23 protein-coding genes are annotated in these 24,861 nt (G+C 37.5%); 1 reads left to right on the top strand and 22 read right to left on the bottom strand.

Translation table 11 applies throughout. The annotated features are described in order from the left end of the window. Positions 1–14: 14 nt before the first annotated feature. The 22 genes from BLR86_RS07255 to coaW all read right to left on the bottom strand — a co-directional run bounded on the left by BLR86_RS07255 (position 15) and on the right by coaW (position 24,262). The gene (locus tag BLR86_RS07255; RefSeq protein WP_090759815.1) at positions 15–2,375 is read right to left on the bottom strand and encodes a xanthine dehydrogenase family protein molybdopterin-binding subunit; all 2,361 of its coding nucleotides are present in this window, start codon (positions 2,373–2,375) and stop codon (positions 15–17) included. A gap of 301 nt (positions 2,376–2,676) precedes the next feature. Next, positions 2,677–4,014 carry an MFS transporter gene (locus tag BLR86_RS07260; protein ID WP_090759817.1) on the bottom strand — a complete coding sequence of 446 codons (1,338 nt, stop codon included), beginning with the start codon at positions 4,012–4,014 and terminating at the stop codon, positions 2,677–2,679. A 318-nt stretch (positions 4,015–4,332) separates the two neighbouring features. After that, positions 4,333–4,851, bottom strand: coding sequence for a (2Fe-2S)-binding protein (locus BLR86_RS07265; RefSeq protein WP_090759819.1), 519 nt, complete (start codon positions 4,849–4,851; stop codon positions 4,333–4,335). Continuing rightward, positions 4,848–5,729: an FAD binding domain-containing protein gene (locus BLR86_RS07270; RefSeq protein ID WP_090759821.1), complete on the bottom strand. Its 882-nt coding sequence runs from the start codon at positions 5,727–5,729 to the stop codon at positions 4,848–4,850. The genes BLR86_RS07265 and BLR86_RS07270 overlap by 4 nt, the downstream gene beginning before the upstream one ends. A gap of 32 nt (positions 5,730–5,761) precedes the next feature. Beyond that, positions 5,762–6,214, bottom strand: coding sequence for an SRPBCC family protein (locus BLR86_RS07275; RefSeq protein ID WP_090759823.1), 453 nt, complete (start codon positions 6,212–6,214; stop codon positions 5,762–5,764). Between the two features lie 217 nt (positions 6,215–6,431). After that, positions 6,432–7,448, bottom strand: coding sequence for an NAD(P)/FAD-dependent oxidoreductase (locus tag BLR86_RS07280; protein ID WP_090759825.1), 1,017 nt, complete (start codon positions 7,446–7,448; stop codon positions 6,432–6,434). Between the two features lie 140 nt (positions 7,449–7,588). Next, positions 7,589–8,575 (bottom strand): ABC transporter substrate-binding protein, encoded by a 987-nt coding sequence (locus BLR86_RS07285; protein WP_090759827.1) that lies wholly within the window; start codon positions 8,573–8,575, stop codon positions 7,589–7,591. 118 nt (positions 8,576–8,693) lie between these two features. Further along, positions 8,694–9,719, bottom strand: a complete 1,026-nt coding sequence (locus BLR86_RS07290; protein ID WP_090759829.1) for a TAXI family TRAP transporter solute-binding subunit — start codon at positions 9,717–9,719, stop codon at positions 8,694–8,696. A gap of 63 nt (positions 9,720–9,782) precedes the next feature. Continuing rightward, a complete protein-coding gene (locus BLR86_RS07295; RefSeq protein ID WP_090759831.1) occupies positions 9,783–11,711 on the bottom strand; it encodes a TRAP transporter permease in 1,929 nt (642 codons plus the stop codon). Positions 11,712–11,964: 253 nt separating this feature from the next. Further along, a complete protein-coding gene (locus BLR86_RS07300) occupies positions 11,965–12,408 on the bottom strand; it encodes an SRPBCC family protein (RefSeq protein WP_090759832.1) in 444 nt (147 codons plus the stop codon). Between the two features lie 146 nt (positions 12,409–12,554). Continuing rightward, positions 12,555–12,923 carry a DsrE family protein gene (locus BLR86_RS07305; RefSeq protein WP_175492815.1) on the bottom strand — a complete coding sequence of 123 codons (369 nt, stop codon included), beginning with the start codon at positions 12,921–12,923 and terminating at the stop codon, positions 12,555–12,557. A gap of 369 nt (positions 12,924–13,292) precedes the next feature. Further along, entirely contained in the window at positions 13,293–14,063 is a 771-nt protein-coding gene (locus BLR86_RS07310; RefSeq protein WP_090759837.1) for a maleate cis-trans isomerase family protein, read from the bottom strand. Beyond that, the gene (locus BLR86_RS07315) at positions 14,036–15,175 is read right to left on the bottom strand and encodes a zinc-dependent alcohol dehydrogenase (RefSeq protein ID WP_090759839.1); all 1,140 of its coding nucleotides are present in this window, start codon (positions 15,173–15,175) and stop codon (positions 14,036–14,038) included. The genes BLR86_RS07310 and BLR86_RS07315 overlap by 28 nt, the downstream gene beginning before the upstream one ends. Before the next feature lie 13 nt (positions 15,176–15,188). Beyond that, positions 15,189–15,995, bottom strand: a complete 807-nt coding sequence (locus BLR86_RS07320; RefSeq protein ID WP_090759841.1) for a DUF3891 family protein — start codon at positions 15,993–15,995, stop codon at positions 15,189–15,191. Between the two features lie 29 nt (positions 15,996–16,024). Continuing rightward, a complete protein-coding gene (locus BLR86_RS07325; protein ID WP_090759843.1) occupies positions 16,025–16,729 on the bottom strand; it encodes an isochorismatase family protein in 705 nt (234 codons plus the stop codon). Beyond that, positions 16,699–17,712, bottom strand: a complete 1,014-nt coding sequence (locus BLR86_RS07330) for a CobW family GTP-binding protein (protein ID WP_090759846.1) — start codon at positions 17,710–17,712, stop codon at positions 16,699–16,701. Before BLR86_RS07330 ends, BLR86_RS07325 begins: the two co-directional genes overlap by 31 nt. Positions 17,713–17,738: 26 nt before the next feature. Continuing rightward, on the bottom strand, positions 17,739–19,001 hold the full coding sequence (locus BLR86_RS07335) for an NADP-dependent malic enzyme (protein WP_090759848.1): 1,263 nt from the start codon (positions 18,999–19,001) through the stop codon (positions 17,739–17,741). Positions 19,002–19,253: 252 nt separating this feature from the next. Continuing rightward, on the bottom strand, positions 19,254–19,814 hold the full coding sequence (locus tag BLR86_RS07340) for an aromatic-ring-hydroxylating dioxygenase subunit beta (protein WP_090759850.1): 561 nt from the start codon (positions 19,812–19,814) through the stop codon (positions 19,254–19,256). Next, positions 19,790–20,950, bottom strand: coding sequence for an aromatic ring-hydroxylating oxygenase subunit alpha (locus BLR86_RS07345; RefSeq protein WP_090759852.1), 1,161 nt, complete (start codon positions 20,948–20,950; stop codon positions 19,790–19,792). Before BLR86_RS07345 ends, BLR86_RS07340 begins: the two co-directional genes overlap by 25 nt. Before the next feature lie 81 nt (positions 20,951–21,031). Further along, on the bottom strand, positions 21,032–21,271 hold the full coding sequence (locus BLR86_RS07350; protein WP_090759854.1) for a hypothetical protein: 240 nt from the start codon (positions 21,269–21,271) through the stop codon (positions 21,032–21,034). Between the two features lie 228 nt (positions 21,272–21,499). After that, on the bottom strand, positions 21,500–23,383 hold the full coding sequence (gene selB / locus BLR86_RS07355; RefSeq protein ID WP_090759856.1) for a selenocysteine-specific translation elongation factor: 1,884 nt from the start codon (positions 23,381–23,383) through the stop codon (positions 21,500–21,502). A 69-nt stretch (positions 23,384–23,452) separates the two neighbouring features. Next, a complete protein-coding gene (gene coaW / locus BLR86_RS07360) occupies positions 23,453–24,262 on the bottom strand; it encodes a type II pantothenate kinase (protein WP_090759858.1) in 810 nt (269 codons plus the stop codon). A 166-nt stretch (positions 24,263–24,428) separates the two neighbouring features. Here coaW and BLR86_RS07365 point away from each other — a divergent pair, with 166 nt between their 5' ends. Further along, positions 24,429–24,857 (top strand): hypothetical protein, encoded by a 429-nt coding sequence (locus tag BLR86_RS07365; protein WP_090759860.1) that lies wholly within the window; start codon positions 24,429–24,431, stop codon positions 24,855–24,857. Positions 24,858–24,861 lie beyond the last annotated feature (4 nt).

The raw sequence follows: 24,861 nt of genomic DNA on the forward strand, positions 1-24,861 counted from the left end.
TGTTAGCGTTATCATCAATTATTCAGTAATGACCAGATATAATTAGGAGATAACGGTAATTTATTTATTTTAATATCGAATTGACTTAATGCATCTTCGATTGCATTAGCTAAGACAGCAGGGGGAGATATGGTTCCACCTTCACCAAGCCCCTTTACACCTAGTGGATTTCTTGGACTAGCTGATTCCATATGAATCGAGGTAATTTCAGGAATTTCACTGGCTGTTGGTATAAGATAATCCATATAGGTTCCTGTTAATAACTGACCATTTTTATCATAAATAATCTCTTCATATACAGCACCGCCAATCCCTTGGGCAACCCCGCCCATTAATTGACCATCAGCAATAAGCGGGTTGATAATCTTACCTGCATCGTGTGAAACAACATAATTAACTATCTCAAACTTTCCAGTCTCAATATCTACTTCTACAATTGCAGCATGGACTCCATTGGAATAGGTTACCGTCTCTGGAATAAAATATTTCTCTGTACGTAACCCAGGTTCAATATCCATATACTTTGCAGGTAATTTATTTGGCTTTACCCACTCTACCAATTCAGCGTAAGTATACCCTCGGTCTTCATCCTCTTTATGAGTCACTCGACCATTTTCAATCCTAAGATGATCGATTGGGACTTCAAGTAAAACGGAAGATATTTCCAATGCCTTCTTACGAATTTCTTTTGCTGCCAACATTACAGCGCTTCCGCTTACAACTGCACTTCTGCTTCCGTATGTGCCGCTCCCATAATATATGGCACCTGTATCCCCAATAATTACTTGAACTGTTTCAATATCTACCCCTAAAATATCTGCACATATTTGAGCCCAAGTTGTTTTATGCCCTTGGCCTTGATCCGCCGAACTAACCTTACAAATAACAGCACCGGTTGAATCAATTTCGATTCCACAGCCATCGTGGGGGCCTTGACCAGTTCCTTCAACATAAGCTGAAAAGCCTATACCTAAATATTTTCCATTCTCTAACGCCTGTTTTTGTCTTAATCGAAATTCATCATAGTTTATTGCTTTCACGGCTTTTTCAAAACAATCCAGGTAATCGCCAGAATCATACACCATGGGTTCCCCATCTTTATAAATACGGCCAGTGTCAAATGGCATCTCATTAACTGTAATCATGTTCTTTCTTCTAACCTCAATAGGGTCCAAATATAACTTTTTGGCAATCAAATCAATAATTCTATCCATGACAAACACTGCTTCCGGTCTACCAGCTCCTCGATATTGAGAACATGGAGTTTTATTCGTCACAGCAACTTTTGCTTCACACTCATAGTTTAAGATTCGATAAGGACCGGGTAAGTGAGCTGCTGTGTTGTAAGTTGAATTAATACCATATAAACTATGAGCGCCGGTATCAAGGATTAACTCATTTCGAAGCCCTGTAATGGTTCCGTCCTTCATGAAACCCACTTCTACTTTATTAAGCTGGTCTCTGGCATGAGCCGCACTTGTCATATGTTCTAAACGGTCTTCGGTCCATTTTAAAGGGAATTGAAGTTTTTTAGCGAAATATGCCATGGCTATCTCTTCTGGATAAACTAGTGCTTTACCGCCAAAGCCGCCTCCAACATTAGGAGCAATAACTCGTATATTCATTTCAGCAATCCCTAAACACTTTGAGATATGAGACCTGACCATATGCGGCATTTGGGTTGAACTCCAGACCGTTAGTGAATTAGACGTGTTATCCCATTTAGAAATTACTCCCCGGGTTTCCATTGGGTTTGCGCTTTGTCTATTAATTTTAAATGATTCCTTTAACACAAAATCTGATTCAGAGAATGCTTTCTGAACATTTCCAGCCTCCACTTTGTAAGAGACCGCTATATTATCTCCCCAATCCTCATGCAATAACGTTGAATCATTGGTTATCGCTGTCTCAGGATCAACAACAGCCGGGAGTGGCTCATAATTAACGTTTATTAATTGTAAGGCATCTTCTGCGATTGCTCTTGAAGTTGCAATAACTGCTGCTATTGGCTCACCAACAAAATAAACTTTATCGTATGCAAGTGCTCTTTGAGTTTGCGGCTTTAACATTGGTTTTTCACGTGCTTGAACAGCAGGATAAACATTGGACATGATTGGCACGATACCAATATCTTTATATAATTCTTTTCCTGTGAAAATCGCTTTTACTCCTTCAAGCTGCAAAGCTTTTGAAACGTTAAGGTCGATAATTTTAGCATGAGCATATGGAGACCTTAAAAAAGCGGCATGATGCATATTTAATATTTTAATATCATCTAAATATTCACCTTTCCCTGTAAGTAATCGCTTATCTTCTCTTCGTTTAATTGATTTACCAATATATTTATTTTCTTTGGTTTTCAGTATACTCTCCAAAATGATCCCTGCCTTTACTATCACTCTAGCAGCTGCTTTTACTACCAGCTATATCGAAATTCCCTATACTAAAAATCAATAATCAACACCTGCGAAAAAATAGAAAAATCGTTCATCTTAATCAAAACCAATTCGTCTATTTTTGCAGTATGTTAGTTATTAATAACCAACATACTAAAAACAAACGCCTATATTATGGAATTAAAATATTCAGTATATTCACAATGTACCAATCTACTAACATACTGTCAAATTTATCCTGATATATTTTAATTAAAAAAACGTATATTTTAAATTAAAATTAAAGAACCTGCTGGTTATTTTGTTCATTATTGATCGTTGGAACTTCAGCAATTTCAATTGGTTGTTCTTTTAAGAAAAATGCACATAAAGCTCCCACACCAGCAATACAGGCTAAGAATGTGAAAACATTAGTGAAGTTCTGAGTCCCTGATACATTAACTATTACTAGGTATCCAGCGATAATCGGAGATAGAAAAGACCCAAACTGTCCAGCTGTATTTGATATCCCTATTGCCTTACCCAGCACTTCTTTTGGGTATCTGTTTTGTAAAGATGCTAAGGAAGCACCGATATTAAAACTGATAAAGAATCCGATGAGCAATAACAATGGTAAGAGAACAGAAATATTACCTTTATCAACGTAGCCAATTATCAGAAGTAACGGAATCAGAGATAAATAAGAAATTAAAGCGATTGGCCTCATGCGATGAAACACTTTATCCATTAACCATCCGCCAAGAATCATAGAAAAGATAGAAATAATGTAAGGTAAAGTGGCAATTATTCCCATTTGCTTAATATCCATACCATGCTGCTTAACTAAGAAAGAGGTCAGCCAAGTGGTACATCCCCAGTATACAGCTAGTTGACAGAACTGAATGATTGAAAATAGATACAAATAACTGTCCTTCAAAAAGATACGACTGCTAACTTTTTGTACTTTTTCTTTTGAGTCTTCTCCAGATATAACTTTGGAAGTTTTAATTTTAACTTCCTTCGGTAGTTTAGGTTTCTTTTCCTTTATTTCATTAGGTGAATTCTGTACATACAACCACATCAACATGACTCCAATTAAACCGGGAATGGCTAAAACATAAAATACCGGTCGCCACTCACCTCCAAATAAATAGACTGAAAGTGACGTAAGTATGACAGGTCCGAGTGCTGATGCGACTGTCTTTCCTGTAGAAAAGGAGGACATAGCCATTCCCTGCTCTTTAGATGGAAACCATCTTTTAATAGTCTGTGCTGCTCCTGGATAAAACCCCGCTTCTCCTATTGCTAATCCAAATCTAAGGATAATGAAATGAGCAAAGTTCTTAACTGAACCTGTCAAAGCGGTTACAATTGAGAATAAAACGATGGAAACTCCCATGATTTTTTTAGGTCCAAATTTATCAACGAGAAAACCATATGGAATTTGACATAAAGCATATACAAAGAAAAACGCGGAAACAAGTTGTCCTGATTGTACAGGAGTAAGATTTAGATCCTCTTGCATGAAGGGAAGAAAAGTTGTAATAATTAAGCGATCTAAGTAATTAATAGTATATAAAAACCACAGTAAAACGAGTACTAAATACCGTTTTTTTAGGAAAGTTTTAACACCCTTCATCAATTTTTTCCTCTCTAAATTCAATTATGATTTTATTACGATTTCTAACAAAAATAAATCTATTTCTTAGTTTGTAGGGAAATTAGAAATGTTTATTTCTTCCAAAAAGAGATAGAATACTAGCAATTAATACCACACAAACAATTTAGAAAAGATATTTTTCATAATTGTTTGAGATGGACAAAGGATGTTTTTTTCGATAACGAATTAATGACACCTTTTCTTTTTTGGTAATTGGTTTGGCTGTCATTATTTTCCCAAAAGTAAGGGTGTCTTCTTCTATATTTTTCAAAAGCAGATCTTTCTATCCATCTATATTTAAGACCGTACTATTACTTGTTCTTTCATATTTTCTCTTTGATTTGCAGTGTTTTCTGTAGAATATTGTTTTACAGCTTTGATAATATTCGTATACCCCGTGCATCTACATAGATTACCAGAAATCATTTCTCTTATTTCACTATCATCAGGGGTCGGTTTTTTCTCCAATTCACACACTAATGACATTAGAAATCCTGGTGTACAAAAACCGCATTGCAGCGCATGGTTATCAGAAAAGGCTTGTTGAAGCGGGTGCAGCGTGCCATCTTCGGCTGCAAGTGATTCAACCGTTTCAATTACTGCTCCATCAGCCTGTACGGTTAGTACTAAACACGCGCGTACAGAACGGTTATTCATTTTTACTGTGCATGCCCCGCATACACCGTGTTCGCACCCAATATGAGTACCCGTTAGTCCCAATTCTTCACGTAAAAAATCTGCAAGTAAAAGACGCGGTTCCACCTCTCTATTGACCTTTTTTCCATTGACCGTTAACGTAATCGTTTCGAGGGTCATGCCATCATCCCCTTTGGTACTCTATTAATTGCTGTCTGTAATGCTCGCTTTGTTAATACAGAAGCTAAATGAACCCGATATTCCGCCGAAGAGTGCAGATCGCCTTCAGGGTCAAGATAATCTTCAATAGCCTCAACAGCTTCCTCAATCACTTGTTCCGTTGGTTCTTTTCCAATTAGGAAGTCTTCAATTTCCTCTAAGATAATAGGTGTCGGTCCAGCTCCTCCAACAGCCAATTGTACGAAAGAAAAAGTGCCTTCTTCATCAAGTCCAACCACCGCAGCCACTTCAACAAGGGCAAAATCTCCATGTCTCCTTGTCATTTCAATGAAAGCGGAGCCAAAATTTTCGTTTATTATAGGGAACCTTATCTCCTTTACTAATTCAGTTGGTTCTAGCGATGTTAAAAGATAGGTTAGAAAAAATTCATCTGTTGGCACTGTTCTTTCTCCATCCGGTCCTATAATCACGATTTCTCCTCGCAGCACACTTAACATGCATGGCAGCTCTGCTGAGGGATCAGCATGGGCAATGCTCCCACCTATCGTACCGCGACTACGGATTTGTGGATGCCCTACATTTTTCATGCCTTCTGTAAGTAATGGACAATATTTTTTAACTAACTCGGACTCTTCAACCTCGTAATGCCTCGTTAGGGCACCAATTGCAAGAACTGATCCTTCTTTTTTAATATAATTTAATTCTTTTATACGACTGACATCAATTAGATACTTGGGTGTTGATAACCGCATATTTAGGACTGGAATTAAGCTTTGTCCACCAGATATGATCTTAGCATCTTCTCCATATTCTTCTAAATACTCAATTGCCTCCTCAATCGTGACCGGCCGTAAAAACTCAAATTTTGCTGGTTTCATTTATATACCTCCACTTTGAATCAGGTGGGACTCTAGTTAATCACAGTTTTTTTAATAGATTCCTTCATAACGTCTTTAAAGAACTTACCTGCAAGGAATTTTGCAATACCACTTAGCACCCTGCTCCCAACACTTGCAATCATTCCGCCCACATCTGCCTTACAATCCCACTCAAGAACACAGCCATTTTCAACAGGACTAAGCTTACAGTCCATTTTTGCAGTTACATGCCCAGGTGATCCACTACCCTCTGCATTAAAAATGTAATAATGGAACTTCTCGATTTCCTCTAGCCTTACTTTTCCTATATATTCTCCTTTAACAGCTGCAACTCCTAGTTTCATGCTTACTTCATATTCGTTTTCACCAACTAGTTCCAATTGTTGACAGCCAGGAATTACCTCCTTTAAAATCTCCGGATCATGCAATGCCTTCCAGATAACTTCTACTGGTTGTTTAAATTCTGTTTTCCCTTTTAGTTCCATTCACAAATTTCCCCCTTTTATTTGGTTAGTACTAACTAACATTAAAATCAATATTTACTTAACTCTATTAATAACTTATTAAATACATCATAAATTAAACATTTGGAATTTTCAATACATTGTAAATAAAAATATTTTTTTATCAACCTTAAATTTTAGCGGCTCTTTCATGATTTATCTCGAAGTCTATCACTTTATTACTATACTGTTTTTTATCTTAAACATTCATTGTTTCCAATGGTTCATTACCTAAGTTCATTGAGGTACTATGGCCTGGTTGAAGTTTCGCACTTGGATCAAAATAGGTTTTAGCATTATTTACAGCGATTGGGCCTTCCCCGAAACCAACAGTTATTAGTTTTACTTTTCCTGGATATGATGTTACATCCCCGGCTGCATAGATCCCTGGTATATTTGTTTCCATTTTCGTATTTACGAGAATGGAACCCTTTTTCAATTTAATTCCCCATTCATTAATTGGGCCTAATGAGGATACGAATCCAAAGTTCACAATAACATCATCAGCATCTAAAGCTATATCCTTACTCGTATGAATGTTTTCTATTACTATTTTTTCAATTCTTTCTGATCCAATTACGCTTTTTATCGTAAATGGTGTCAAAATATTTACCCTCGAATTCTTTAATCGAGTAACACTGCTCTCATGTGCTCGAAATTTATCCCTGCGATGAACCAGATTGACCTCTTTTGCAATTGGTTCAAGTGCTAGTGCCCAATCGACTGCAGAATCCCCGCCACCAAGTACAATAACCTTTTTATTATTAAATAAATTCAAATCTTTAATAAAGTAGTGTAAATTAGTCCCTTCAAATCTCTTTGCATTTATAGGTTCAAAACTTCTTGGCTTAAAAGCTCCAACACCTGCTGTAATAATGATGGCCCTTGAAAAATGATTTCCTTTATTCGTTGAGATTAAAAAGGTACCATCCTTTTGCCTGTGAATTTTAATCACTTGTTCTTCTAGTCTAATAGAGGGTTGAAAGGGTTCCATTTGGTTTATTAAGTTATTCACCAAGCCCTGTGCACGTATATGCGGAAATCCCGCAACATCGTAAATATATTTTTCTGGATAAAGGGCTGCAAGTTGTCCGCCTAGTTGTGGCATGCTTTCGATAATTTTTACAGTGCATTGTCTCATTCCTGCATAGAATGCTGTAAATAATCCAGTGGGCCCCCCGCCTATCACAGTTATATCATATAGTTGTTGATTCATTTTTTTCTCCTTTCAACCAACTTTGTATGTTAGCACTAACTATCACAAAAACAAAATGAATGATTACCATTACAAAGGACATTGCCAAGGGTCCTAAATGCAGGTCCTTGGCAATAAAGCATTCCCCTTACGACAATATATTATATAGCAAACTCTTCTATTGTATTTGGAGCAAATAATTCTTCAATCCTTACACGTCTTTCAGACAACCCTTGTTTGTAGTGATACTCTAAAAATGTTTCAAGTGCCTTTCTATTTTTCTCCAATCCATATGTCCATAAGTCATCTTTGAAAAATTGACGTGCTTCCTCTGCATCTGCTACAAACCACGGCAACATTGTTTTAATGGCCGTTGTATCGAAAAGATTCTTCCTCGCAATTTCCCTAGCTTTGTTGAATGATTTAACAAGTTCTTGGGCCACCCAAGGATTTTCAAGGTAGACATCTTTTTTGACGACCACTGTATGCATAATCGGGAAAATGCCCGTTTTTCGATAATAATCCATTTCTACTGCTTTATAGTTTGGGAAAAGTCGCGATATACGCGGATCGCCTTCATCAAACGATTTAGGCAGTCTTGCACATAATAAACCGTCAATTTCACCCGCTAACAACATGGAAGTTAGGGTTTTTCCTTCTGGCGCTTCCTCAACTGTAAGATTTGCCGGCGGGGTCCATGGAACTCTTTCTTTTCTTCCACTTTGTTCTTCTCCTCCGGTAACCCATGTTATCGATTCAGGGGACACACCATATTCGTCTTCTAAAATACCTCGCTGCCATACTAGTGCTGTCATTTGATATTCAGGAACACCGATTCGCTTTCCAATCAATTGTTTTGGTGTTGTAATCCCCGCATCACTTCTTACTAAAATATTTCCGTGTCTAAATGCACGTGAAAGAAATACGGGCAGTGCGATAAAAGGACTGTTTCCGCGAGAAACGCCCATCACATAGGAGGATAAAGAAAATTCAGCAACATCTATATCTTGGTATCGAGCCATTCTAAAGAAAAGCTCTTCGGCATCTAAATGTAATGGAAAAAGATCAACTCCCTGTACACGTACTCTCCCATCATGAATGGGAGCACAGCGATCATAATCGCCAGTGGCTAAGCTTAGTTTTAACATAAATTTTTTCTCCTTTATTGTTTAACTATTCATATTGCAAAAAATTTTTAACAAGAGCCATGTTGATATTTAATAGATTATCAGGTACCAAAGTAAGTTCTTACAAACATAAGAACCTCTATTTCAAAATACCTTTTTCTTTAAAATACTTTTCTGCACCTGGGTGCAATTTAGCTGGTGCTACATTTGCCATCTTTTCTGGGGTAAGAGCTGCTAAATCTTTGTGAAGTGCTTGGATACTCTCAATATTTTCGACTAGCGTTTTTGTGATTGTGTATGCTTCATCCTCTGTCATATTTGGGTCTACCATAATCATTGCACCTGCATTAACCGTATTTAAATCGTTGGGCTGAAATTTATAAGTACTAGCCTTAAGAACACTTGGAGGGGTGCCCATTTTTTCATTTAACAATTTTTGTGCCTTTTCATTAATTGGAAGTAATAGAATATCTTTTGTAGCAGATAATTCCATTAGTGTTGCATCAGGTGCAAACACAGGATCACCTGTCCAATCTAATTTATTGTCTTTCATCATCTCAGCACTTGGTTTCCAAGCCTCAAAGAATACTTCTCCGCCCCATTTCTTAATGTCATCATAACTGATGCCATAAGCTTCGAAAACGTATTTATTTACTTTTTCCACCATATTACCACGCTGGTTGACCCCTATTCGGATAGGCGGCTTTTTCTCAGCAATATCCTCCATCGATGTAATTCCGTATTTATCAGCAAAGTCTTTTGTTATTGCAATCTGAAGTGGAGCATTGTCGTACAAATTAACTAATCCAGTAACCTGGTCGATTTTTTTTGTAAAAGGTTCTTCACCTGCTAATCCTGCTTTCACTTCAAAATTAAAAGCAATCCCAAGTGGAATTTGTCCTGAAGAAACGGAGATTACGTTTTTTACTCCATTGCCGGTTTCGTAGCTGAACTGTGTCCCAGAATTCGATTTACGCAAAATACTTCCGACACCTTCCCCTATCAATGACCAGAATCCCCCCGCAGAACCTCCAGCCATCGTCAATGAAAGTGGAGCTGTCTTTTCTTCTTTTTCTTCTTTAAATGAAGCCTTATCCTGTTGACCACATGATGCCAGTAACAAACTTGTTATTAAAAGAATTACAATAAACACTTTCTTTTTCATACGAGCATTCCCCCTAAATTTTTGGTTATATTGCAATGCATCCTTTTAAAGAGTTACTGTCCATTATTCGAACTCAATAACTTGGGAATTAATAACTAAATTTTTCTTTTTAGCGAGATAATCGTTTATTACAATAGAAATGATTACAGTACCCGCTGCTATATTAATAATAAAGCTCGGATAAATCATAGCTATTCCTGCAAATATGAGGGCAATCCGCTTCCATACATTTAAAGAATTGAATAAATAATTTTCGTACCCAGCAGCCAGAGCATATACTCCAATAACTGCGGTAATAGCGGTAAACACAATCTCTACTATACTGCCTTGTAATAGCAAACTAGGCTGAAAAACAAACATAAATGGAATTATGAAACCTACAAACGCTAATTTACTAGCTTGAAAACCTATGGCTATTGGATTAGCATTCGCTATCCCTGAAGCAGTGAACGCTGCCACCCCAACTGGAGGAGTAATGGCCGATAAAGCTGAGAAGAAGAGTAAGAACAAATGAGTGGGTAATAAATCCATTCCAAGCTGGATTAGTGCAGGAGATACCAATGCAGCTACTAATACGTATACAGAAGCAGTCGGCATACCCATTCCGAGAATGACACAGATTACCGCTGAAACGATCAGGGACAAAAGCAAATTGCCGCCTGTCATCGTAAATATTAGCGAAGTCATTTTCCCGGCCATACCAGTTAAATTGATTACCCCGATAATAACTCCAGCAGTTGCACATGCTACGGTTAATGGGGCGATTGAATAAACAATATCGGTAAATATATCAATTATATGTCTCCACGTAATCCAAGTACTGCGACGTACAAAACTTAATAGAAACGTTACAGCAATTCCAATACAGGCTGCAAGGGAAGGGGTAAATCCACTAAGCATTGCCCAAACTAAGGCTATCACTGGAAGTATATAATAAAATCCATTCTTAAAAGTGGTACTAAATCTAGGAATCTCATTTTCAGGTAACCCGACTAAATTTAACTTTAATGAACGAAAATGCACTTGGAAATAAATCCCTAAATAATACAATATCGCACTTAAAACGGACGCTACTGCAATATCCACATATCTAATACCAGTAAACTCAGCCATAAGAAAGGCTACAGATCCCATAATAGGGGGAAGAATCGTTCCACCAGTAGCGGCAGCGGCTTCAACTGCACCTGCAAAAACCGGGCTATAGCCCCGCTTTTTCATCATCGGAATGTTGATTGATCCTGTCGTTGCAACATCGGAAGATGGACTCCCGGAAATGCTTCCAAATATACCTGCCGATGCGACAGCTACTTTCGCCAGACCACCTACTTTTTTTCCCATGAAAGCAGCACATATATCAAAGATGAATTGCCCTGCTCCTGCCTTTTGGAAGAAATGTCCAAACATAATAAATAAGAATGCGTAAGTAGCAGCTACTTGTACAGGTGCACCAAAGATTCCATTTGTTGTAAAAACCATCTCTTCAATAAAGTGATCAATCGTAATTAATCGATGACCAAATGTTCCACTGATGTAGTGGCCAAAAAAAGTGTAGCCTAACCCTACTAATAGTATTAACGTAAGCCCAAACCCAAGAGTGCGTCGAGTTAGTTCCAGAACTGCAACTAAAATTATTATTCCTGACATTATGTCCAGTAAGCTAAGAGGATCAACACCGCTAATTCTTGACAAAAGTACATCCATTTTAAGAATAAAATGAAGACCGGCGCCCATTACTAGAAATGCAAGAATATAATCAATTGCTACAAGTACAGGTGTGGACGTCTTTGAAAATCTCGTTGTAATAAAGGAAACAGGAAGTATCCCGGTTAAAAACACAACAGCATACGCATAAGGACTCATATTCCCGACAGATCCTAACCATAGTTCAAAAACGGAAAGGGATATGGAAATAATCGTAAAAATTACAAAGAAAACTCCATTGGGCTTTTCTCGAAGCCCCTCTTGAAACAGAAAGGACAATCGTTTTTTCACATTTCATCACTCCTACTCTTTGTCTTAAGGGTTTCACTATAAATGGGCAAAATACTTGGATTTTCGGATGGCTTTTTGCATAAACTCCGTTTTGTAAACCCTTTCAATACCTTTTTCAAAACATTTTTCCCTTCACCAATAACCCCTCTTTCTTTTTAGAATAAGGGATAGTTAATACTAACTAACAGTTTGCGTGAATTCTTGCTTAATATATTTTTTATATTAATTCAAAAGTAGGAGAGATCTTAGTTTGTCACAGTTTTTTTACCGATACTTTTTCTATGTCCTTGAAGAACTTTCCTGCCATAAATTTTGCAATACCGCTAAGCACCCTGCTTCCCACACTGGCAATCATTCCTCCTACTTCAGCATTGCAATCCCATTCTAAAACACAGCCATTTTCGGCAGGAGCGAGCCTACAATCCATCTTTGCAGTAACATGCCCCGGTGAGCCACTTCCCTCAGCATTAAATATATAGTAATGATATTTTTTAACATCCTCCAATTTTACTTTCCCTTTATATTCCCCCTTCACAGCTGCAACCCCTAGTTTCATTTTTACCTCATACTCAGTTTCACCTATGAGTTCCAATTGCTGACAACCAGGGATTACGTCTTTAAGGATTTCCGGATCATGTAATGCCTTCCATATCACATCAACCGGCTGTTTAAATTCTGTTTTTCCTTTTAATTCCACAGTTTATTCCCTCCTAATAAAAAAACTAAGATGTCTCTCTAAACAATGGATTTTACAAAATATTTTCGGGTCTACAACAAATTTTAATTAGTTAGTACTAACAAACAGCAGGAGTTTTATAAACCTTTTGCCTTCCCAATTTTAGATTAACCATAAGTAATCACACGGTCGTTTTCAACCGTCATTTTTACAAGTGCATTCGGCATTCCTAATTCAACTTTTTTCCCTTCTAATTCTGCTTCTTCTATACCTCTGGCTCCGCAGGAAACCTTTGATAAAACTATTTTTCCACCGCCTTCAATAATTGAATTCACAGAATCCCTTAAAGTAATGGCTGTTTCTCCTATCCCTAATGTTTGGTTTAAATTCTCATCTCGCATTAATTCAACTGCGGCTCCTGCTAGAAACATAGAAACTTGATGTCCCTCTTCAATAGCTGTTTTTGCAATTAAAAATGCACGATCTGCTTGAGTTGGTGCAGAAGGACCATGTGTTAAATGTACAAGTATTTTCACCAATATTTCCCCCCTTTTCTTTTTTACTATTTGGTTACAAATCTGCGAACGAATCTTTTAATCTTAAAAACAAATTATATTGTGAGTACTAACTAACTAAATTGTGTTTGTAAACACTATCAATAACTTGTTAAATATATCATAAATTAAACATTCGGAATTTTCAATACATTTTTTTGCCGCTTCATAAATATTTTCACTTAATGTTTTCTTTAATAGATTGCCTTCATGCTCTACTAATTATCGTAAAAAAATGATTGTTCAAGGAAAAGAGGCTATCCCATTATAATCAAGATTTCTTCATCAATATATATAGTATTAATAATATATAAGGATGTGGAATGTGAACTTATAGGATAGCCTATTTTATTATTGTGACAGCACAGAGTTTTCCTTTGCTAATAACCGCCCCGCATTTGGAACAACTGGTTTTAGTCCCAGGTTCTTTAAGATTTGATACACTGTGGATGTTGCAGCAGATAAAACTGGAAGACCAATTTCATCCTCAACAATTTGAATGGCAGGCAGGGAAGGCATTTGTACACATGCAGACAAGACAACTGCATCTGCACCATTTGTATTTAAAGTTCTAGCATGCTTTACGAGATTCATAGGATCCAATCTACCTACTTCAAGATTATCTGATACTTCAAGACTAATAGAATCAATAACTTCGATACCACTTGTATTTAAATACTCAATTACCATATTGGTTAGCGGTTTCATATATGGTGTAATAATGGAAACTTTTTTTGCACCTATTTCTTTAATTCCTTCAATAAGTGCCCCTGCACTACTTACAACAGGAGCAATACTTTTATTTCCTTGTACTACCTGACATAATCGTTCCTCGGAGGATATATGATACCCACAGCCCTGGGACATAATAGCAATTAAACATGCATATGCTAGTACATCGCATTGTGCATCAGAAAGTTCTAATGCACACCGATCACTATCAAGATCCATCTTTTTTAATTCGTCCTTTGTGACATGCATCATCCTCATTCTGCTAGAATGGAATGTAAAGGATTCCTCCGAAAACCATTCCTTTCTGCTATTTAACATAGCAGGAATTTCAGTTTCCATTGTTGTGTTAGAACTTGGTACGATTAAACCAACCCGATAGTTTTTTGGCATGATTTTTCCCCTTCCTTATTTTCAACTGAATTTAATACGGCAACATGTATGCAGCCATCTAAACCTTTGGCATGCGTATTGACTGCTTGAAGTGTTTCAGAAATGCTAAATTCATGTGTAATCATTTTTGCTAAAGGATAACGACCTGATTCAATAATTTTTAATGCTACCCCTACTGCCTTTTTCGGACGGCCTAGTACACCTTTGATCGTTAAAAGCTTCCATGTTATTTTACTGGACATGACTTCATCGGTAAGGAAGTGATCTGTACCTGAATGAACGATTGTCCCATGGTATCCCGCCAAATCTAAGCACATTTTAAATTGAATGGGGGTAGTTGCAGCATTAATCACAGTGTTTGCCATTTTACCATTCGTAATCTTTGAAACTTCTTTTTCAAGATCTTGTTTATCGGCATAAAGGACATGTGTTGCACCAAATTCTTTCGCAATTTCTAACCGATGTGCATCCTTTGAAAGACCTGTTACAATAATCGTTCCTGCACCTGCTTCTTTAGCGCCAATTACGGCTCCAAGTCCCATTGGCCCTGGTCCTTGAATGACAACTGTATCTCCAACGGTGGTATCTCCCACTTGTTGAACCCAATGAACGCCATTTGAAATAGGGATAAATAATGTTAATAGATCTGCTGGAACTTCTTTGCTTACCTTATGAATAATCGAATGTGGATGTAAATACATATATTCAGCGAAGCCGCCCCAGAGTGCTGTTTTTTCATTATGGATACTCATCGCACCATATCTTAGGTCAAAGCAAAGGTGGTAATTTCCGGTTAAACAAGGATCACAATGACCACATGGAATATACTCCTCCACAATGACACGATCCCCTTTCTTTACCCTCCAGCGCTTTTCGGCTTCGGGACCGATTTCGTCGATATACCCTACAATTTCATGGCCAATAATACAAGGAAGTTTGAAAACAGCATTTCCTCCATGTAAATACCCTTCACTGTCAAGCCCGCAAACACCACAGGATTCTACACGTAAAAGACCATCATTTTCTCCGATTGTTGGAATAGGAAATTCCATCATTTCTATTTGTTCTTTACCTGTCAAAACTGCAGCTTTTGCATGTGTTGGTCTTGTCATTTCTAACCCTCCGTTATCGCTTTTTTCTAATTTTCCACTTTATTACTTCTAATGGAGCACTTGCTATTTCTTGACTTAAGTCTGTATGACTTTCATATTTTTTGTCAGGAAGCTTTCGAACCTTTACGGATGTTTCGAATTCTTGTTTGAATGGGAACGGCTCAACAATCACTGAACCATCACCCGGCAGTTGGACGAAAACTTGAATTCCTTCACTACCTTGATTTTTACGAACCGGTCCCAAGATAGCTTCTGCTTTGTCGTGATGTGTATGGAGTGAGACAAGTTGTGACATTCGATCCATTAACTGTAAGAATTCATAATCCATCCATATTTTATCTTCAAACTCACTTCGCTTTTTATTAAATTTCCAATAATTCATTTTGATGTCGACCCATTCCTTTTGTGTTTCAATCACTACATTTTGCATGTAGTCTTTTAGAACTTCAGGAATTTTATAGGTAAACGTAGGATCGTAGCCAAATCGGCTTGTATATAAGCCAATCCAATGCATCCCGATTAACATCCCGGCATATGGGTCTTCTCCCAGGATTTTTTTATATCCATTTGAATAGAACTGGACATGCTGCTTAACATTAATATTAATGAAATTAATAGGTCTCCCCGATTCCTCATCAAATAATATCTCTTTATCAGGCTCCACCCAGCCAATATCGTGCTTCTCCACAGCCGTAATAAGTGATTGACAGGGTGCGTCGAATTCTTCATTCCCCCATTGACGCGCTACCTCTCCGGCTTGAATCGAATGATGATACTGTTCAACTAACCAAATTTCGTTATCATGCTTAGCTACAAACATACTTCCCCTCCTAAAATTAAAAAGATAAACTATGCATGTTGGACTTTATTCTTTAAAAATGAAATCACTTCATTTGTAGAAAGTACATCTGCATATTTTTGCTGCATATCAAAAAGATTTATTGCATGGGTTGTAATTCCACGATCAAATACGCATTCCTCAGGAACGACAACATTAAAATTATAGGAAAATGCATCAACAACGGACGCACGGACACATCCGCTTGTGGTTGTGCCAGTAACAATTAATGTATCAATATTGTGATCAACTAAATACGAGATGAGAGGTGTTCCGAAGAATGCACTTGGCTTTTTCTTTGAGATAACAATTTCACCTGGAATAGGTTTTAGCTGTTCTACAATTACTGTTCCTTTGCCGCCCTCTATTAATGTTGGATGTCCAAATACATTTCCTTTTATCGCTGTTTTTTCATTTGAGTTATGTTTATGTCCCTCAATAATGGTATAAAAGATTGGAATATTTATTTCTCTGCAAACATTTAATAGATTCTGAATGTGAGGGATAGCCTTCCAGGCTTCTGCACCACAGCTAGTTGGATATTTCGTAATCGACTGTTCAATCTCTTCGGATTCTTCCCCTGTAAATCCATACGTTACATCAATGATGACTAAAGCCGGATTTTGGCCAATTCCTTTCACTTTTCCTAATCCGGCACTAGAATAAACCTTTTGGTCCCTTTCATCTAAATATTGCTCCCAAATTTTCTTTCCCATTTGTTCCCTCCGTCTTCATTTATCTTTACGAGTTCAGTTTGCAATTCGAATAATTTTAGCCATTCGCTTTTCAATGCACTAGTATCAAGATCAATCCCTATTAAAATTAAATAATACTGTTCAGAGCTCTCAAGCTGCCAGTCTATCCTTTTTACACCTGAATACTGCATTAAATATGAGGTAGTTCCCCTGTCCTCTAAAATTGGAACAAATCCTTTGGCACGAACGATTTTATCAGCATATTTTGTAAAAAAGGACTCAATTATTGTCTTTTTTAGTGAATGGGCAACTGGTAAAACCAAAGTAGTCATACTTGCATAGGATGTTGGCCGCTGCTTAATATTTTTGTTTATCCGAGATTCCTTTTTATTTTCTGTTGTCATTACTTGTTGCAATAATTTTTCAAAGTCAATTTCACCATACATGGCAAACTCTACTTTTGCTGATGGGTTTCTTTTATTAATAGCTTCATTGATTTCTTCGCACACAGACTTTTCAACTAAATCTATTTTATTGACAACAATATGGTTTGCACATTCTAGTTGATGAAATATCGTGTCTTGGAAATCATTTGACTTTGTATCAAGAAAAAACTCAGCATCAATTATTGTCATAATATTTTTTAGTTCTACTTTTGCAATTACTTCTCTTTCATTTAACATCTTTGCCACTTCTTCAGGATTGGCTACCCCTGTTAACTCAATAAAAATGGCATCAGGCTTTTTTTGTAAAAGAACCTCCATACTTCGAGCAATCTCACTTTTCTTGCTGCAGCAAATACATCCATCTAATAAGGATTCTATTTTTTCATGATCGAATTGTTTTGAAACCAATAAACCGTCAATATCCAACTTTCCTCGTTCATTGATTAACACAGCATAGTTCAGACCCATTTCTTTTGATTGAGATAACATTTTTAAGAGTAAAGTAGTTTTTCCACTTCCTAAAAAGCCGCTTAACAACACTACAGGAATTCTGCTCATCCTTTTATACCTCGCGATTTTTCCAATTAATTAGGTGTTAGACATTTTTCAAACTTCTTTCCAATTAATGATTGCTGAGACGTTTTTTCACGTATATGTTCGGGATCTACCCATTTCATTGCTACTCCCGTTTCGATTGCTGCATTTGCTACAGCTGCTGCAACTGCAGGAGCAACTTGCTCATTAAAAGGATTCGGTATGATATAATCTTCATTCAGTTCTGTTTCGGAAATGAGCGATGCAATAGCATGTACGGCTGCTATTTTCATTTCTTCGTTAATCGTTGTCGCCCTTACTTCTAAAGCGCCGCGGAAAATCCCTGGAAAGGCTAGAACATTATTAACCTGATTCGGAAAATCTGATCGACCTGTACCAATGATTCTGGCACCGGCAGCTTTCGCCACTGCAGGGTAGACTTCAGGGTCAGGGTTGGCCATCGCAAAAATAATCGGATCTTGATTCATACTTTCAATCATTTCTTTTGTCAGTACACCGGCTTTAGACACTCCAATAAATACATCTGTATTGATGATGACATCTTGGAGTTGTCCTTCTTGATTGTTGCAATTCGTATAGCTGGCGACTTCATTTTTTATTCCATTCATTCCAGAAGTACGTCCCTTAAAAATAGCTCCCTTTGTATCGCACATAATAATGTCTTTTACTCCGAATGACAGTAGTAATTTAACGATGGCAATCCCAGCTGCCCCGGATCCGTTAACAACAACTTTAATCTGATCCATTGATTTATTTACCAATTTCAACGCATTAACGAGCCCGGCAGCCGTAACAATAGCGGTACCATGCTGGTCATCATGAAACACAGGAATATCCATTTCACTTTTCAAGCGTTCTTCAATTTCAAAACATTGCGGTGCTGCAATGTCCTCCAAGTTCACTCCACCAAATGAGGGAGAAAGCAGCTTAATCGTTTCAACAAGCTGATCGACATCCGTTGTATCAAGGCAAATCGGAAATCCATCAATGCCAGCAAAACTCTTAAATAAGATACATTTCCCCTCCATTACTGGAAGTGCCGCTTTTGGGCCAATATTGCCTAAGCCCAAAACAGCCGTACCATTTGTGATGACTGCTACCATATTTCCCTTCATGGTATATTCAAATACTTTATCCTCATCGTTATATATTTCCATACAAGGTTCTGCAACACCAGGTGAATAGGCTAAACTTAGGTCTTCTGAATTTCTTACCTCCACCTTTATTTCAGTCCCCAACTTACCTTTATTTAAACGGTGTAACTGTAATGATTTTTCACGCAAATTAAACATTTAAATTTCCCCTCTTCAACTATGTTAGTTCTATGCACCACCTGTTTAAATTCTAATTAGGAGGCAAACTCTTCAGGTTGGATATTTACTATTGTTCCCTTAAATATGATTGTTAGTACTAACTATCAACTATCTAATATTTTATTTTCTAAGAATTCATATTTGTTACACTTTTCTTCAATGGATTTTGAAATAAAGGAACCTATTACTAGAGCCAAAACCGGCGCACCTAAATGAAAAAGGGAAATTAATCTATAAGATAAAGCTTAGATTTCCAAGAGGTTCATTATTGTTTAATAATTCTATCTTTTTTAGGGATATCTTCAATTTATCCCCACAAAAACGTATGTGATGCACATTTCTCCCTGCATACATCGTTTGTTCTCCTCTTCTTAATTCGACCAACATGAAGTTAGATGATACAATCATTTCATCCCCCAGATCTTCAAGGATTTCAACATTTGTAATCAGATGACGTGTTTTCGATTGTGGCTGCTGCCCGTAAGCCAGCCCTGTCTCAAGCCTCCACACTCTTTCTTCCAATCGTTTTCTATCATCGTAGATAATCGAAACATGCGTTTCCGGGTCAATATCGTTTTCATTACACGGAACCCAGTATCTGCAGTCATCTGTAAATAATTCCAGCCACTCTACTAACTTATTTTGATTAATATATCTTGCTTCCTGATATAAGAATGCTTCTATTTGTTGAATATCAATTCTTGTTTTAATCAAAGCTATCCCCTTCCCTTCTTTATCAAATTCTTTCGTTACACTACCTGAATTTTTTACGCCTCCATTAAGCGCTTCCATTCCTTATAAATGGCCCTCGTCGATACCTCGTCACTCGAATTAGCGGTAATAATTCCATTTTCATCTACCTGTTCCCTATTTAGACCACGACTAATCACAAGCCATTCGTGACCTTCAGCCTTTAGCCCCTCTTTTACACGATCAAAGGCTACTTCAACATCATCCGGACTGCCAAATCCTGCTGGACCGTAAAAACCTTCATGAGTTCTTAAACGCTGTGAATTTACTTCTTTTGATACGCCTTTTAACATAATAGGATAAAGTGCTACTTCTGTTCGTTCGACCGAAACTGGTTGAATAACCCGTACTTGTGAACCTAATAAGGCAAGATTGGGAAAGATAATTAAATTAAACGGCAAAGCCCCAATATTTAAATCCCCTGCCAATTCGTATAACGAATGCCCATTTCCTAGATCAGATACCTTTTCTTCCTTATGCATCTTGGCGAACTTCATTTTCTCACCTGTCCGCTTTGCCACAATGTCAAAAAATGTCTTGTGTACAAAACCTAAATGATAAGGATCAATAGTATTTTCAACTTGGAACTTCCAGTTTGCATTTAGGAAATACTTGTGTTTTCCAGCTGATAATTCAATCCCTTCAGGACCAGAATCAGCAACATAGTCAATGTAAGGGAGAGCATTTCCTAAATGTTCTTTCAATGGTTTAACCTTTTCGTTTAGGCTTGCAAAAATAAAGCCACGATAGCTATCCACTCTAGGAACACGAATTAACCCCATTTCTTCACGATTAAACTCCTCCCCATACCCATCCTGAAATGGCGCGCCTAGAAGTTTGCCGTTGTTTGAATATGTCCAGCCATGGTATGCACAGCGAAGGACATGCGCATTACCGCATTCATCTTGGCACACGGATGCGCCCCGATGACGACACCGATTAAGGACGACATTAATTTCTTCACTATCAGCACTTCGTGTAACCACTACCGGCTGGGATCCTATTTTCGTTGTTTTATAATCACCGGGGTTTGCAATCTCACTTTCATGTCCAACATACACCCATGTGCTGCCATATACCTTATCAATCTCCATTTTAAAAATGGCTGGATCTGTATAAATCTTACCGTGAACAGCACCTTCTTTAACATAATCAGCAATGTTTATTGCATTAATCATTAATCATACACCTTCTTTTCATTTTTTAGTTTTATTTTGTATACAGCCCCCATTAGAAGCAAGCTTTCTAAGTTTTACAATTTAGACTGGCTCAAAGTCGGATTGCCCTTTACCTTTCCAGCGGCTGGTAGAGGGATCCAGTATTGGATGAAGATCCATATGTTCACACCATGCTAAACTCTCAAGTTCAAGCGGATCCAGATAATTGACCTTTTGGGTTCTTATATCTTTAATCATTAGTCTTACTCCATTGGACGAGTAATCTAGTTTTATAGATACATGAGCAAACTCATTTTTAAGAATGAATTCCTCCTTACACATGTTTTACCTCCTCGTGAATGATAGTTAGTACACGCTAACACAAAAATCAAAAAAATGATCTGTACATTTTTAAGTTAGTACTAACTACCATTAGAACTATTAACACTATGATAATAGTAAATTAAGTGATTGTCAATAATATTCTGAATATTTTTTCTAGTTGATTTATTTAATAAAAGACTCTTTCAAAAGAATGAACCCTCTATCCACTTTGGATAGGGGGTTCTTCTATTTTTTCCAAACTCTTTTATTTTCAACACGTTTTGTTAGTCCTCGAGAATCTAATCTTTCTAAAAATGGAATCATGTATTTCCGTGAAAGGTCTAGGATTTCTTTTGCGTCCGCTACTTCAAATTCTTCACCTGTTCCACCTCGAAGTTTTTCGACAGCTTCTTTAAAGACATCTCCATGATAAGCAAATTGCTCATCCAAATGGACAACCAATTCTTGTTCCTCAAGAAAACGTCTTAAATCTGCCTTTAAATGCTCTGGAATACCAGAATCTGAAAAATAGTCCTTATAATAACGAACCTTGAGTCCATCCTTCTTTAGGTCAGCAAGCATGTTTTCAGCCCGCTTTTGCCAGCTTTTCGGCACATGCGGCACAAAACTTGAAAGTGAAACAAACTGTTCTTTTCGATTAAATACTCCATTTGCAATTCCGTTCTCAACAACAAAATCTAAAAGTGATTTTGGAAATCTCTTTTGCATCGATTGCAAAAGCTCTGCCTTATTGAGTCCAGCTTTCATGGAATGAGTTTGATGGAAATCCAGTAAACGATCATAGATGTCCTCTTCAATCGAGTTTATTAACATTCTCAACGTGTACTCTTTACCATTGTATAAGACAAAGTCTTCTTCATTTAAAAATTTATTTAAGGTTTCTTCATCAAGTGCGGTTCGTTTTATTAATTCACTTACCGGTATACTCTTTGCTTCAAAAATAGCAGCTGTAATTCGTTCCTTTGGAGAACCCACTTTTTTCTTCTCAAGTTCTTCAATTGTCTGATTACCAAATCGATATTTATTTCCTCGCGGATCGATTACCCAGCCGCCACCAATCGTCTCTTGCGGACTAGGACGCCGTAAAATAAAGCGATCCCCGCGTTTCGTAAGAATTTCTTCCTCTAAGCGAAGCTGACATAGAATTTCACCGTTTTCTTCTTTCAGTTCATTTCTGTCAAAAAAGACAATTCGCCCCATCACTTCTGTGGTTCCAATATGGAGCTTAATTGGCATCCGTTGTTTTACCATATGATCAAGATCCTCAACCACCCTAATCGCCACATCCACAGTTTTCGTAACAATAAAGTGCTCTGATGAAACCAAGACATCACCGCGTTCAAGGTCTTCTTTCGACACACCTGAAAGATTAATAGCAGTACGCTGTCCCGCATAAGCCTTTTGCGCTTGCTTATGATGAACCTGGATCTGCCGGGCTTTTACTTCCAATCCCTCTGGCATAATCTTAAGGGTTTGCCCCTCTTCCACGGTTCCTTCATAAACCGTGCCTCGGACAACAGTCCCCTGCCCCTTGACTGTAAATACCTGGTCAATTGGTAGACGGAATGCCCCTTTGGCATCTCTCATTTCTAGCTCTTTAAGGGTTTTAATGATAAGCTCTTTTAGCTCTTCTATTCCCTTTTTTGAGAGGCTGTCCACTAATACGAATGGAGCATCCTCAAAGACACTTCCTGTTAGTTCTTCTAAAATATCATCCTTAACAAGCTCAATAAACTCCTCATCAACACGATCAATTTTAGAAATGGCAACAAGTCCGTTTTTCACTCCTAAAAATTTTAAGATCTCCAAATGCTCTCTCGTTTGGGGCATTACCCCTTCATCTGCTGCAACAACAAGGACAACAAGGTCTATTCCAGCCACCCCAGCAATCATTTGCCGAATAAAACGCTCATGTCCTGGAACGTCAATTACCGAAATTTGAATTTCATTATCTTCATATAATGGAGCAAATCCGAGTTCAATCGAGATTTGACGTTCCTTTTCTTCTTTTAATCGATCTGTATCCACATTGGTCAATGCTTTTGTTAATGAAGTTTTACCATGGTCAATATGTCCAGCCATGCCTATTGTAAAAAATCGTTTCTCCAACGTTGCCACCTACTTTTTCTATCTTCCTATCCTACTTTATCGTTAACGAACACATAGTTCAAGAGAACATTATGTAACAGTTAGATAGGCTCCAATCGCACCGCAATATTCTCCCTTTTCTAAGAATACAGTAGGTAAACCTACCATATTCATGTAAAACTCGAGTCCATGTTTTAATGACGGATTACCAACTATTGCGCTTCCTATGATAACAACATTCTTAACCTGATGGATCGCCGCAGTCTGCGATGTTAGTAGGACGATCGTTTCTGCTATCATATTGGAAAGAGAAGCAAGTCTGTCTGCATCTGTATGCTTCAGTTTTTTCCCCATAGCAAAGTTTGCTGCTGTTAATTCTCCATTAATTGGAGTTTCTGCAGATTCATAAATATCCTTAACAAGCATGTCCACGTTCCCTTTATTCCCTATTTTAGCTAGGTCTGTAAGCTGCTGATAGTCCTGAACTTGCGTTAATAGTGAACCAAGACCAGTGAACGTCCCTCCTCCCATGCCACTGCCAAGAATCCGCTCAACCTTGTCTCCATTCACAATATGCCACGAGGTTCCTGTCCCAATGTTTACAATTAAATAATTTTCTTCCATCACTTTATTCTCTGCTGATAATAAAAACCGTGCCCCTTCACAAGTGGCTACAAATTCTGGATGTATGAGGCTATCTTGAAAGTACTTTTTTTGAATTAGACTGGCTTTTCCACCAGTTAAGGAAACATGTAAAGAGGGAACAGACATCTTTAACCATGAAAGTGCTGAGTCCAACTCGTTAATTGGAAATTTTCTAAAGTGCATTCTCTTATTTTCTTGGTAAACCATTTTGATTAATGACCCTCCAGCATCAATTCCTGCAGTAATCCGTTGCATCTTTCCCCAACTCCTTCAAATCAACTAGTTTAATAACTAATTGGACAATTCTAGCCTTTATCCTGCTTTTCTTTTCACGAATCCTCCACAATCGCTACGTTTAAAGTCATAATTATTGTGCTATGGTGTAGGAAAGAATTCTATTCCAACAAAGGAAGATTACATTATGAAAAGATTTGTATTGCCTTGTGTTTTAGGTCTGACTCTTTTAGTGGGGTGCCAGAATACCGAACCAAAGGAAAAAGTAGAAACAAAGCAATCAACGAAAAAAAATCAACAGATGGCAGCAACCAATAAGGACAACAACACTACTTTCCCATATCCGAATTTGTTAGCCGAAAATGAACAATCCTATTCACTTTTAGTCATTGGTGAACATGATGAAGACATTCCGATTGAAAAAAACACAAAGATTACCGAAAAGGTGAATGATATCTTGAGCTTACCCGAACTTGAAATGGCTCAAAAAGCATATCCAGACCTTAACATCAAGACTGAACCTGCTTATATTCTTTTTGACCAAGCTGGAGTTATTCATCAATCAAAAGACCTCGAGGAATTAACAACCTTCCTGGGAAAAAATAGTCCAAAATAAAAAC

It is taken from the genome of Bacillus sp. OK048 (assembly GCF_900103525.1).
In the GTDB taxonomy this organism is placed as follows: domain Bacteria; phylum Bacillota; class Bacilli; order Bacillales; family Cytobacillaceae; genus Neobacillus.